The following is a 13,940-nucleotide window of genomic DNA, read 5'->3' on the forward strand; positions in this document are numbered from 1 at the left end:
ATGGAAGTAATGCACGAGCGTAATGCTCACAACTTCCCCTTAGATTTGGCTGCTGGTGATGTTGCTCCTGTGGCTCTAACTGCTCCGGCTATCAATGGTTAATTCTAAGCTCTAACTAAATAATAAAGCGCTCTCCCACAAGGGAGGGCGTTTTTTGTTTTTGTGAGTTTTGTTAAGTCAAAAAGTTTCTTGAAATTGACTATGATATAGAATTAACTAAGTTAATGGAGATTTTGCTTGGCCCCAGACAGAACTAGACTACACGCGAATGAGATTAAGCCCAGGTTGCAAAGTCTAAGACGGAAAGCCTTGTATATAGAACCTAACTTGGCAACTCGGATTAATGAAATTGGAACTACACTGCTTAAATATAAGAATGAACTCATTGACAAAAAACAGTTTTTAATTGATTTTCTAAACGAATTCCATTATGATATTCAAACTTATATATATACCATCAAACCGATTTGAAGTTTACCACAAGAAAAAATACAAGAATTTTGCCAGCAAAAGAATATATCATTGACCGAGTATTACTGGTACAGCATAGTGTTATCTAATTGGTTGAGTAAGGAAGATCCAAAATTTTTCTACTGGATAGAAAAACTATTATTAGAAGAGTATAAAGGTAACGATCAAAATTTAATTATTGGACTTACTCAAAAAATTAATGCTAGGTCTGACGGTAGTGCTTCACATCGCTATATTCTAGATTTGTCAATGGCAACAGATTTGCTTGTGAGCCATGTTCCTAGTCAACTTCAGCCTGTTTTTGTCCAGCTTAAAGGCATTCCCATGTTGGCTAACTTTTACACATTAACTTTTTCAATAAGTCTAGGTAGAATACATAAGCCTCACCTTTTTCCTCAAAATCATGGGCAATATTTTTGGTCATCTATTTCGCATTAGTACTTTTGGCGAGTCTCACGGCGGCGGTGTGGGGGTTGTGATTGATGGTTGTCCTCCCCAACTAGAAATTTCGGCAGAAGAAATTCAAGTAGAACTAGATAGAAGGCGTCCCGGGCAAAGTAAAATTACTACCCCTCGCAAAGAAGCGGATACCTGCGAGATTTTATCAGGGGTATTTGAAGGCAAAACTCTGGGAACGCCTATATCAATTTTGGTGAGAAACAAAGACACTCGTCCCCAAGACTACGACGAGATGTCCGAGAAATATCGGCCTTCTCACGCCGATGCAACTTATGATGCCAAATATGGCATTCGCAATTGGCAAGGTGGGGGTAGATCCTCAGCGCGTGAGACAATCGGAAGAGTAGCAGCAGGTGCGATCGCTAAAAAAATTCTTCGTCAAGCCGCCAATATCGAAGTTATCGCTTACGTTAAGCGCATTAAAGACTTGGAAGGTGTAGTTGATCCAAATACTGTCACCTTAGAACAAGTGGAAAGCAATATTGTGCGCTGTCCTGATGCTGAATGCGGCGATCGCATGATTGAATTAATTGAGCAAGTTGGTAGACTTGGTGATTCTATCGGCGGTGTAGTAGAATGTGTGGCGCGAAATGTACCAAAAGGTTTGGGCGAACCAGTATTTGATAAATTAGAAGCTGATATCGCTAAGGGTGTCATGTCTCTTCCTGCTAGCAAAGGCTTTGAAATTGGTTCGGGTTTTGGGGGAACGCTGCTAACGGGAATTGAGCATAACGATGAATTTTATATCGATCAAAGTGGTGAAATTCGCACACTAACAAACCGTTCTGGTGGTATTCAAGGGGGGATTTCCAACGGAGAAAATATCATTTTGCGAGTTGCATTTAAGCCGACAGCAACAATTAGAAAAGAGCAGAAAACGGTAACTCGTGAAGGCGAAGAAACGCTATTAGCAGCCAAAGGACGCCATGATCCTTGTGTATTACCGCGTGCAGTTCCAATGGTTGAGGCAATGGTGGCGTTGGTGCTGTGTGACCATTTGTTAAGGCATCATGGGCAGTGTAAGGTCTTGTCGACATACATTTGACTGACAAAAAATATTGGCGTTGCAGAGAAAGCCGGATAATTTAGCAACTTCCAAAATTCCCCTTTTCCTTCCCTTGCTTGCCCCAATTGATTTTACTGTTCTACAACGCCAAAATATTTATTTTCTTAGGGTGGGTATCTTAACTCGCCCTCTCAAAAAATATTTAGACTCTGTGACTAAGCTTAGACTTTTGTGCGAGCCTTTCTTTTATGTTTCGATATGAGACGGGATATCGCACATATCAGCATACAGACAGTAGAATAATTTTGCAACGGAAGTGTTGCCATTTGAATCGAGGTATCTTTCGCTGCTGAATTATCTGCCTTATGCACTTTTACTAGACAGCACTGGTTTTTGCAACACAACCGCATTTTCAAGCCCATTTGTAAAATATAGGTTGTTTAACCTGATATGTTCTTAAGACTTGTCCTAGCAACTTATCGAGGTAGAATATGGCTCAGATACTACACCCTTCCCAGAAATATTTGAGGAAAAGCCTTTTTACATCTATTGATATTGGCTTGAGCTTATTGTTATTGATGCCTACAACAGCATTAGCTGATGCAAAAAATAATAATTCTAACGATCCTCCACCTCAAACTACGGGAACTTCAGGTGGCTCTAGAGGATGCGAAACTCAGTCTGAAACATCTTTAAGTAGCATTCCAGCCCTCATTTTGCTTGCACCTTCCCAAATTTATGGGCAAACCTTGGCAACCCATCCTACATTTGCTTGGTTTATCAGCAATTCCGCCTCCTCGCAAATGGAGTTTCGGCTTTATGAGTATGACCAAGCTAGCAGACGAGCTAAGTTGGTAAAAGAGATTAAAGACGAAAATTTTAAAAGTTCACCAGGAATTATGGTGTTATCTCTTTCCAGTCGAGAATTGTTAGTTGGTCGAAGATATCTTTGGCAAGTCGAATTAGTCTGCGACGCTAATCGCCCATCAGGCAATCCATTTGCTACAGCTGCAATGAAAGTAGTTCCAGTCCAAGCAAATTTGAACAAGCAGCTGTCCCAGACTAATAACGTGCTAAACAAAGCAATTCTATATAACCAAGCTAATTTATGGTACAACACTTTAGAAATCGCTTTGACCTCAAAGGATGAGCCGAGGCTAAGAGAATTAAAGATGTCTCTTTTAGAACAGGTAGCAAATGCATCTGAAACAGGACTAAAAGAACAAATTAAGGTAGAACTTACAAAAAGCGCAATTCATCAATTGCAACGCTAGTACCGAAAGTCAAAAGTATTATGGAATAGGCTTTTTATGGATTTTAAATGGTTGCTCTATTTACGCTGTGGTGTACTAGTATAAACGTTTGAATTTCAACCAAAAAACACTTAAACATTTCAAATTTAAGACAGTTATTAACTGTTCACTGATTTAAAGCCAGTTACCAATGAGAATGAATGATGCCCAGTATCCAGGATGACTTTCGAGTTGCTGCTGATGCGCTTGTAGCCAAGCTATTTGAGTTGCCTGTAAAGCTTTGGCTTTACTTAGTCCACTGTGCCAGCTTTGATAAAATTTGGTAATCAGTTGCGCTGTTGCTGCATCATCAACTTTCCATAGAGAAGCGATAGCACTTTGAGATCCGGCTTGGATGGCGATACCAGCTAGACCTAGAGTTTCACGATCGCTACCTACTGCTGTTTCACAAGCTGTCAAGGTCAGTAACTGTATCAGATTATTGCGATCGCGAGTATTACTAATTAGTTGATAAAGGTCGGTTATTGTCAATTTTCCATTATAAGTCTCAGGTCTGCTCGATTTTAGATGATTTGCTTCAACTTTTTTACCAGTTACCAAAAACGTTTCTCTATCATCAATACCAAATTTGCCATGTGTTGCTAAATGAATTACTGGGTATGTCTTTTTTTCTAACTCTTGTTGCAAGCGCTCAGGTGTAAAGTCTTGATCTACTAAGCCTTTGCTTTGAGGTAAACTCGTTGTAATAGTTTTAAGCTCTAATTTAACTTGACTAAGCGGCTCAAAAAATTTTGCACCCGTATCCGTTTCAACGGTAGCTGCCTCTGTCAAGCCGAAAGCCAATATTCGTAATTCTTCAGGGTTATAGCGGATTGTATTGGTTAAAGTTAGTGCTGGGGTAGTGGCGATCGCATACTTTTCAATCAAAAATTGCTTGCCATCAAACAGCGCCCCCATCGGGATACTCCGAAGAATTCCATCTTGGATAAACACTAAAGTTTCAATTTTCTCTGTTTCTAAATCTTTGATAAAAGGACGAATGAACCAGTCATACACTTGTTTTGCTCTGGCTTGATAACTATTTTCCAAATCTGAGCGTTTTTCTAGTTTTATTCGTAAGTCATTGATTACATCTTTGACTTCCTGACTGTTAGCAGACACCCAAACAAGTCGTGATTTCAATTTTTTATGCTCATCAGCCAAGTTAAGAACGATCGCCAGGCGCTCTTTCAAGATAATCGAACTAAAGACAGCAGTGTTTTTTCCTATTAATGGGACTGGTTGCTGAATCAGTGCTAAAGCACAATCATTACCTAAATAATTTTGTAGTTCTGCTAGCCTTAACTCATCTATGGCTAGAAGGGCAAATTCCAAATTCTGTTGAATATCAGATGCTTGAACAAGATGCTCAGTTTGCTCTAAACGTAATTCAAGTAACTCACGGTAAACTGGTTCAACATTGTCTCGAAAGTCAAATTGAAAATCTCGCTGTTCTAAGCTAAGGTCGCGGCGAATACTTTTGAGGCTGTCAAAAGATTGTTCATAAAAATTAATCGCTTCTTTCACCCGACCTGTGGCTCTAGATAGCCGTCCCGCCTGCCAAGCCCACAGGTAAAGGCTCTCGTTTGCAACAGTGCCAATAAGAGCTTGTTGAGTAAAATTTATAGCTTGTTGGTAATCTTGGAGACATTCATAAACGTGTCCTAACCTGCCTTTGGCAAAAGATTCTGCCTCTCGATCCTGTATTTTTTGAGTTATGGACAAGGCTTTATTGAGTAGCTCAACAGATTTGGGTAAAAATTCTGACTCTAAGCATTGAGTTGTTGGCTCAGTACTAATCGACTTGTTCTTCTGAGTGACGAGTTGTAAAAGATTAGCAAGTTGAATTGCCGCATAGGCTTTATCGTGAGAATCTGACACCTGTTCTAAGACGAGGATCGCTTGCTCTAATGTATTATTAACTATGGCTTTATCTTGGCGATCTTGCCGATAGTAAAGTCTAACTAGACCTAGTAGCGATCGCAGTTCATTTACTTTATCATTTTGCCTACGAGCTAGATTCAGACTTTGCTCAAAATACTGTACAGCTTGCCCATCATTACTAAGAGTGGATTGCTGAAATTTTTGGGCAGCTTCTTTATCGCCTATTTCTTTGGCGAATTCAGCACGGCGCTGATTGCCCTTAGCCAGATTAGCGTAAGTATTAGCTAAACCATTGAGAGTAGAAACTATGTAAGCTTGATTATTGATGCGCTTGGCGATTTCATCGCTGCGTTTAAAATCTTGAATAGCTTGCTCATACTCGCCTTGGAGACGATGAGCATTTCCCAAACTACCCCAAGCAGCTACTTCGCCCAGATTATCTGACTGTTGACGAGCAATTTCTATGGCACTATCTGGGCTACAGGTTGCATTGCTTTGATTTTGACCGCACAAAATGGTAACTGCGCGTCGCTGCTGTCCCAGGTTAGTGTAGAGTTGAGCCTGTTCTGTCAGCATCCGTTCTACTTTTATGGGCTCGTTTGTTTGACCATAGTAAGCAATAACTAGTTTTAATTGGGCGATCGCTTCAGATATTTGACCTACTTGTTGGTATGCTCTGGCAAGGTATGCCCGGATATTTATTTCCTGAGAATAATTACTGTGACGCTGTTGATTAGAAAGGGCTGCTTGCCAAGAATTGATTGCTGCTTGAATATCGCCAGCTTGATACAGCTCAAGTCCTTGCTGTACTCGCTGTGTTAAAGCCGACGATTTGGCTGTTGTTATCTCTGCGATTCCTTTATGCCCAATTGTTAAGGAAGGATGCGCTAACCACAAGCATAAAGTCAGCGTTGTCAAGAATAAAACTACCTGAACGCGACGAATACGATGTAGAAAGTGTTGCATGATGGGATAAGGAAGACTATACCTCTGAATTTTACAGGATGAGTTTGCTTAAAGTAGCAATTAACATATTTTTATACTTAAGTAAGTCGGCGAGAAAAATTCAATCTATAACTGTCGTCATTGGTAACTTCTTCTCCATGCCCCTAATCTGACTGTCTAAGTCTTGTACTCATTAGCTTATTTAAGCTTTTTGAAAAAACCGTTGACCTTTTTTAAAAAAAATAGTTTGCATATACGCTTCAGTAAATTTCCAAAATTGGAAAATTAATTTTCTAGTTTGAGGATGTATTTGTAATTAAATCTATCTATTCTAAGATTATGCAATGAAAGCAAACAGCTAGTACGTCAATGTTACACCGTACTTCCTGGTAGATGTAGTTAGATATTTTCTCTACTAAACCTTACACAATTGCATTTAATAATTTTCTAATCACTAACACTTATCAAACAATCAAAAGTACAAAAATATGCAAATTTTAAGTACTTATAGCAAGTCTTTAATTAGCCCACAACCAACAGTATTGTCAAATAATTCTCTAAATCAGAATCAAAAAAAGACTCAAACTAAGCTCTCTATGCTCTGGGTGAATGAATTTGATGGAAAGCGTAATCGGTTAGTTGCAAGATGGATTAAAGAATAGCAATTTTAAGTAGGTTTATTCAGGTTTAATAAGCAATCAAGCTGACATGATAAAATATCATGTCCTCTTGATTGGCGTTATATATTTGCAGGATACTTTTTAATTTTTGCGAATTCACAAACCTAATTCCTTCTGGTGCGTCCGCTGCACAAACACGGTTCAATAATTCATCCCTGTTTTCTGCAAAGCAAAAATTTCCAATTGCCTAAATACAAACATCTTTGCCACCAAGTACTTGCAATTGGCCAAGTCAATTCGCAGACAGTACCTTGTGGAGAGTGAGAAAATCGTCGAAACTTGCCTCTCAATTGTCGTGCTAAATCTTGAGCCTGTTCTGTTCCATGCCCGCCACGTTGAGAGTTTTTAGATATATTTGCAAATCCGTTATCAATTATTTGCAGGCAATATTCTTTCGACGATTGCGTACAAATAACATCAAGCCGGGTAGCTCCTTGGGAATGTTTACCTACATTACATAAAGCTTCTTGCAAAAAAAGGTATAAGCCTCGCTTTTGATTTGGACTTAATTGGCAATCTTCTAATGGTTCAAAATTAGGAGGAATAAAACTTAGAATTGAAGCAAATCCTTGAAAATTTCTTTTTAAGGTAATGTCGTAAACATAATAAAGCATTTCAGCAATGGGAGTTTGTAAATCGAGAACTTCATTTCCCTCTAAATAAATACTATGATTGCGACTGAGCATTTCTTGACTGAGATACTCAGGAATAATTCGTAACTCCCGATTTAGTTGTTCAAGTTGCGATCGCAATTTCTCAGCCTCTATTTCTTCCTCGCCAAGATTCCTTAAGATCACAGCTAGACTTTGCAGAGGCCCATTATGAATTGCTTCAAAAGAGCGCTTAAGAGTTAAACTGCGCTGTTCGAGTAATGCTCTTAAATCTCGGTCAAAAAAAAATGTCGTTAATCCTGCACTCGTAAGAGCTAACAAGGTTGGTACTAAAGGAATCCACCAACCCAGAACAAGGCCAATAAAACAAATTCCGACGATTTCGATACTAATTACACCAAGGGCCAACAATGTTTTTGCAGGAGATTGCAGGATTAAACCTAGAATTATACCGAATAAACCCCAAGCTAAAATCCATAAATACTCCCAAATTTCTGACCATACTTTTAACAGTGGTCGTCTGTCTAAAACATGACTAATAATTTGGCTCGTGGCATGAGCATGAACTTCCACACCATAAATCCATTGGTATTGATTAGCAGACTCTTCAACTCCTAAAGCCGTGGTATAAAGTGTATTTTTAGCTGCGGAGGTGATAAAGTTATCTTTAATGCTGGGGGCAGTCATCCCAATAATCACAATGCGATCGCAAATCCAGCTAGGATCAATTTTTTTATTGAGGACATCTCTAAGGGATATGGTACGAAAAGGTTGGGGATGAGAGCGAAAATTAAGTAACATCTGAAAGCCATTGGCATCAGTTCCCACATATCCCCCAGAATTAGGAAGAAACCGAACTAGCTCGCTAGAACCGAACTTGATAGGGTCATAAGAGCGACTGCCATGAGCAAATTTTATTCCTTGTTCGCGCAAATAAAATTGTGCTAAACGCAGAGGTAGGGAGTATTTCAATTCTCCAGAGTAAGTTTTACTTGCGATTAAGCTACGTCGCAGCTTTCCGTCCGGATCTATGATGAGGTCTGCAAAGCCGACTCGTTCGGGAGGTAACTCAGGCGGTGGTTTAACATTAAAAGATTGCTTTTGATTTAATGCTACTTCAACTCCAATCAGATTTGGATTCTCTTTCCAAACAGGCGCAAGCTCTGCATCAGCCGAATTACTTTTATCTCTAAAAAGGTCGAAACCGATAACTCTAGGTTTGTAGCTATTTAAGATGCTCAACATTTGGGCGATTTCCCGATCTGGTATGGGAAACCTACCTACATAGTTGATATCTTCTTCATCAATACCCACAATTACCAACCGCGAATCGACGTCTTCATTAGGTCGCAGCCGTAGCAATTGATCGAAAGCCAACCACTCTTGCGATTGCAATAATCCTGTTGAGCGAACAAGCATAATTAATCCTACCACTGAGAGTCCTGGCAGCACTACTTCTTGCCAAAGTTTCAATTGTTTGTAAGCTTTTTTAGAGAAATTACTTTTAGTAAGAAGTGCCAATTTCATCAGTTGATTAATCCGATTTTTCTAGCTGCTATCTCAATTTGAATTCTCAATTCTTTACCAGGCTCATCATAAACCCCCAAAGAATCTTGCAGTCTAATCCAATAGTTTCGTACAGTGCGATCACTCAACTTCATTCTTTGCGCGATCGCTTTATCTGTTAATCCCTCTTCGTATTTCAGCGTCAATACCTCAATCCATTTTCGATCAAATTCTGGGCGCGATCGCAATTCTGAAGATAAATAAATAGAGCCGCGTAATGCCAAGTCAACGAACTTTAGCATTTCACGGATTGGCAAAGATTTATCCATAGCGGCAAAGCCACCTTCATAAGCATTAATTATCGGTTTGAGACGTACCAACGGTTTGACATTGGTACTCAGCACCACTAAATTAGGGGCGAGAGGGCTTAACATTAAAGTTTTGAGCAGTTCCATACCAACTTCAATCTGAGCTAGAGCTTGAAACTTTTGTGGCAGACATAAATCAACAATTAGCAAGTCTGGGTGGTGGCGTTCAAATTGCTGATACGCAGTTTGGGCATCTTGAGCGGCGAGGATTTCTGTTTCAGGATATTTCTCTTTTAGTGCTGGAATTGTACCTTGAAGAATTGCTTCATGGTCATCAACAACTAAAAATTTTTGCAAAGTTTGTTTTGGCTCTCGGTTCATAACTGGTTTACTTTTTAATATATTTATTCAACTTACCAAAACTATAGGAGTGCCTAAGTTTTTCTGGCTAAAAATTCACTTGCTATTTAAGTAAAGCTTATCTCCAATTTAAGTAAAACTTATCGTTCAAGACTAGGATACAAATAATTAACTGACTACGTGTTGCAGTTTGAGGAATTTAGTTTTCCAAAATTGGAAAATCAGCACTTTAGTTAAGAAATATAACAACTTATTAAAGTTGATAACGTAGTATAACTACTGGTTGTAAGGAGTTAAGAAGTCTTGTGAAAGCTAAATTAAGGTGTTATCAAAGCTGGGAATCGCTGCTATATACAAGTGAGGCGATAAGTATAATGGGATGCTGTGTGATGAAGTACGCCCCGGCTTTGGCGATCGCAACTTTTGTAACAATTAACCCTGTCAACGCTCAAATTGTTCCAGATAATACCCTACCAGTAAATTCCAGCGTCGCGCCAGGATGCACAGCTTGCACAATTGAAGGGGGAACGGTTCGGGGTAGCAACCTGTTCCACAGTTTTAGCGAGTTTTCTGTACCGACAGGTGGGGAAGCGTTTTTTAATAATGATGCCACGTTGATTCAGAACATCTTCACTCGCGTTACAGGTAACTCAGCCTCTAATATTGATGGGTTGATTCGGGCAAATGGCACTGCAAATTTATTTTTAATCAATCCGAATGGAATTGTCTTTAATTCCCATGCCTCTCTAAATATTGGCGGTTCATTTATTACAAGTACAGCTAATAGTCTTAATTTTAGCGATGGTATTAAGTTCAGTATTGTAAATTCTCAAACTCCACCTTTGCTGACGATCAATGTACCCATTGGCTTACAATATACGAGCAATCCTGGGAGCGTGGAGGTACAAGGAGCTAATCTACAGGTAAATTCCGGTCAGACTTTAGCACTTGCAGGCGGCAATGTCAGTATGAATGGTGGGCAACTGCTCGCTCGGGGAGGACGTGTGGAGTTGACAGGTGTGGCAGGAGAGGGAAGCATCAATCTAGTTGCTAATGGTTCGTCTTTAGATTTGAATTTTCCCAACTCGGTGTTGCGAACAGATGTATCCATCACAGGAAACGCGAAAGTGAATGTGCGTGCTGGGGGTGGTGGTAATATTGGCATCAATGCAAGAAACTTGAATATGGCAAGAGGAAGTAGCCTGCTGGCAGGGATAAATTCAGGGTTGGGTTCTGTTGGCTCTCAAGCGGGGGATATTGAAGTTAATGCACAGGGAGCAATAAAGCTAAAAGATAGTAGCATTATTTCTAATGAGGTACAAAGCAACGCCGTGGGCAACGGCGGCAACATCAACATCACAACGGATTTGCTTGAGGTAACTAATGGTTCTCAAGTCACAGCTAGCACCTTTGGGCAGGGAAATGCAGGCAATGTGGCGATTGCTGCCCGCGATACGATTTCTTTTGACAGAAGTTATGTATTCAGCAGCGTGATGTCTAAAGGCATCGGCAATGGTGGCGATATCAACATCACAACGGGTTCGCTTTTTTTGACGAATGGCGCTGAACTAATTGCTGCTACATTTGGACAGGGGAATGCAGGTAGTGTGAATATTACTGCCCGCGATACCGTTTCCTTTGATGGAGTGGGTAGCGATGGATTCCCTAGTGGAGCATTCAGCAATGTGGCACCAGGCGGCGTAGGAATCAGTGACGACATCAACATCATAACTGGTTCGCTTTTTTTGACAAATGGCGCTCAACTGGTTGCTGCTACCTTTGGACAGGGGAATGCAGGTAGTGTAAATATTACTGCCCGTGATACGGTTTCCTTTGATGGAGTGGATAGCGATGGATCCCCTAGTGGAGCATTTAGCAATGTGGCACCAGGCAGCGTAGGAATCAGTGACGACATCAACATCATAACTGGTTCGCTTTTTTTGACAAATGGCGCTCGACTGGTTGCTGCTACCTTTGGACAGGGAGATGCAGGTAGGGTGAATATTACTGCCCGCGATACCGTTTCCTTTGATGGAGTGGATAGCAATGGATTCCCCAGTGGAGCATTCAGCAATGTGCTAGAAGGCGGCGTAGGAAGCAGTGACGACATTAACATCACAACTAGTCTGTTTTCCGTCACTAATGGCGCTATACTGCAAGCAAGCAATAGCAAAAATGGTGCGGCAGGTAACATAACAGTCAATGCTGACTCTATCCGTCTTGACAACAAAGCAAAAATCACTGCTGAGACAAATGGAGGACAGGGAAATATTAATTTGCGATCGCGCGATTTTTTACTGCTACGCCGAGATAGCAGCATCACTACCAATGCCACCAGTAGTGCCACTGGTGGCAATATTACGATTACTACCGACAATCTAGTGGCTGTTCCTAGAGAAAATAGTGACATCAGCGCCAATGCTGAAGATAGCTTTGGCGGTCAAGTAATTGTCAATGCTTCTGGCATCTTTGGCACACAGTTTCGTCTACAACCCACGCCATTAAGTGACATTACAGCTAGTTCTGCTCGTGGTTCTGAATTTAATGGTGTAGTGCAACTCAACACCCCTGATGTTAACCCAAGTCAAGGCTTGACTGCTCTGCCCACAAATATCATCGATACTTCCCAATTAATTGCCAATAGTTGCATTGCACGCAGTAAACGACCAGAAGGGAAATTCATCATTACAGGAAACGGAGGTTTGCCAGTGATGCCAGATGACCCCTCAATCGCACCCTATCAGACTTATCAAATACCGACTATCCAGAGCGCAACTATTTCAACGCCACAAGAAAACGCTCTCGACCTAGAAAACCCTACTACTAGCAACAAACCTGACTATTCTGGTAAATCTGCGCCACTGATTGAAGCTCAGGGATGGATGTACGGCTCTAATGGTGAGGTGATTCTCACTGCCTCTGCACCTACTGTTTCTCCTCACAGTTCTTGGTTACATTTACCTACCTGTTTGGGTTCTTAAGAATCCCTAATTATTTTCTGAAATTTACTTTCCAAAATTGGAAAACCAATTTCCTAAGTTGACGATGTGCATCTAATCAAATTTATTTAGTTCTCTCAGGCGCGTACTATAGATTTAACTTCTGTACACAAAGTATTACAAAAGTAAACCATACGTTCTAAAAGCAAGCACAAAAGGTAACTTCTACGGCTATGCTAACAACAACTGGGAATCTGTAAGAACTGTATAATTAGCTCGGTTCTATTTCATATCGCAGACTAAAATTCTGAGAAACCTAAAATAGAAAAGAATGCTCTCACATAAGCTTTTAGCTGAGTAACATCCTTTTGTTGCAATTTATTTGTAGGCGCGAGGTCGTAATGCCCCTACTTTTTCTTTTGCCTGATGATAGCACAAATGGTGAGGTGATTCTCATTAACTTTGCACCTACTGTTGCTCCTCACACTTGTTGGTTACAATTATTTACCTGTTCGGGTTCCTAAGAAGTTTTAGTTATCTTTGGAAATTGACTTTCTAAAATTGGAAAACCAATTTCCTAACTTGACGATGTGCATCTAATCAAATTTATCTATTGTAAAAGAGTGAAGTGAAGGCGAACACCTAAAACGCCAGCGCCGCACAGACTCAACTTACTAATCTACCTCAATTAACTAAGGAGAAAAACAATGTCTCACACCAACAACCAAACCCAAGACTTCAATAGCATCGAATTGGTGCAAGACCTTGACCACGAAGCTGCTGCTACTGTTAGTGGTGGTGCTTTATACTTTTCCGACTACTATAATGGTAAAGGAGAGATCAGAAGGTACACAGGCGATTCTTACAGTTTAGGCAGCTTTAACGGTAAAGCATCTTGGTATGAGAATACGGGTGACAAAGATTGGTATGTCTACTCTAATGAGAATTACAAAGGTGAAGCATACGTTCTAAAAGCGCACACACAAGGTAACTTCTACAACTATAGGGACAACTACTGGAAGTCTGCAAAACCCAGAGATGAATACTACTCACCATCCCAATCTGGATACGGGTACTAGAATCTGAAAAACTTAAAACACAAAAGAATGTTCTCACATAAGCTTTTAGCTGAGTAACATCCTTTTGTTGCAATTTATTTGTAGGCGCGAGGTCATTTTCGCTCCTACTTTTTCTTTTGCCTGATAATAGCACAAATGGTGAGGTGATTCTCATTAGCTCTGCACCTACTGTTGCTCCTCACACTTGTTGGTTACAATTATCTACCTGTTCGGGTTCCTAAGAAGTTTTAGTTATCTTTGGAAATTGACTTTCCAAAATTGGAAAACCAATTTCCTAACTTGACGATGTGCATCTAATCAAATTTATCTATTGTAAAAGAGTGAAGTGAAGGCGAACACCTAAAACGCCTCCGCCACACAGATTTAACTTACTAATCTTCCTCAATTAACTAAGGAGAAA

Annotated in this window: 8 protein-coding genes and 1 pseudogene; 6 read left to right on the top strand and 3 right to left on the bottom strand. The window is 40.2% G+C overall.

Translation table 11 applies throughout. From position 1 onward, the window contains the following. The 4 genes and pseudogenes from V7L20_RS27665 to V7L20_RS27680 all read left to right on the top strand — a co-directional run. Positions 1-102, top strand: a pseudogene (locus V7L20_RS27665) (photosystem II protein D1); the annotation flags it as partial. Between the two features lie 447 nt (positions 103-549). Next, positions 550-909, top strand: coding sequence for a hypothetical protein (locus V7L20_RS27670; protein WP_334747147.1), 360 nt, complete (start codon positions 550-552; stop codon positions 907-909). Continuing rightward, positions 875-1,975 carry a chorismate synthase gene (gene aroC / locus V7L20_RS27675; RefSeq protein WP_334747148.1) on the top strand — a complete coding sequence of 367 codons (1,101 nt, stop codon included), beginning with the start codon at positions 875-877 and terminating at the stop codon, positions 1,973-1,975. Before V7L20_RS27670 ends, aroC begins: the two co-directional genes overlap by 35 nt. 452 nt (positions 1,976-2,427) lie before the next feature. Continuing rightward, on the top strand, positions 2,428-3,210 hold the full coding sequence (locus tag V7L20_RS27680; protein WP_334747149.1) for a DUF928 domain-containing protein: 783 nt from the start codon (positions 2,428-2,430) through the stop codon (positions 3,208-3,210). A 153-nt stretch (positions 3,211-3,363) separates the two neighbouring features. Here the strand turns inward: V7L20_RS27680 and V7L20_RS27685 are convergent, their stop codons facing one another. The 3 genes from V7L20_RS27685 to V7L20_RS27695 form a co-directional block, all read right to left on the bottom strand. Next, the gene (locus tag V7L20_RS27685) at positions 3,364-6,078 is read right to left on the bottom strand and encodes a CHAT domain-containing protein (protein WP_334747150.1); all 2,715 of its coding nucleotides are present in this window, start codon (positions 6,076-6,078) and stop codon (positions 3,364-3,366) included. Between the two features lie 808 nt (positions 6,079-6,886). Next, positions 6,887-8,875 carry a CHASE2 domain-containing protein gene (locus V7L20_RS27690; RefSeq protein WP_334747151.1) on the bottom strand — a complete coding sequence of 663 codons (1,989 nt, stop codon included), beginning with the start codon at positions 8,873-8,875 and terminating at the stop codon, positions 6,887-6,889. After that, complete coding sequence (locus V7L20_RS27695) at positions 8,875-9,543, bottom strand: response regulator transcription factor (protein WP_334747152.1); 669 nt, start codon at positions 9,541-9,543, stop codon at positions 8,875-8,877. The genes V7L20_RS27690 and V7L20_RS27695 overlap by 1 nt, the downstream gene beginning before the upstream one ends. Positions 9,544-9,911: 368 nt before the next feature. Between V7L20_RS27695 and V7L20_RS27700 the strand changes: the two genes are divergently transcribed. Then, positions 9,912-12,503 carry a two-partner secretion domain-containing protein gene (locus V7L20_RS27700; RefSeq protein WP_334747153.1) on the top strand — a complete coding sequence of 864 codons (2,592 nt, stop codon included), beginning with the start codon at positions 9,912-9,914 and terminating at the stop codon, positions 12,501-12,503. 665 nt (positions 12,504-13,168) lie between these two features. Further along, positions 13,169-13,540: a hypothetical protein gene (locus V7L20_RS27705; RefSeq protein WP_334747154.1), complete on the top strand. Its 372-nt coding sequence runs from the start codon at positions 13,169-13,171 to the stop codon at positions 13,538-13,540. The last annotated feature ends 400 nt before the right edge of the window (positions 13,541-13,940 follow it).

It is taken from the genome of Nostoc sp. (genome assembly GCF_036916735.1).
Taxonomy (GTDB): Bacteria; Cyanobacteriota; Cyanobacteriia; order Cyanobacteriales; family Nostocaceae; genus Nostoc.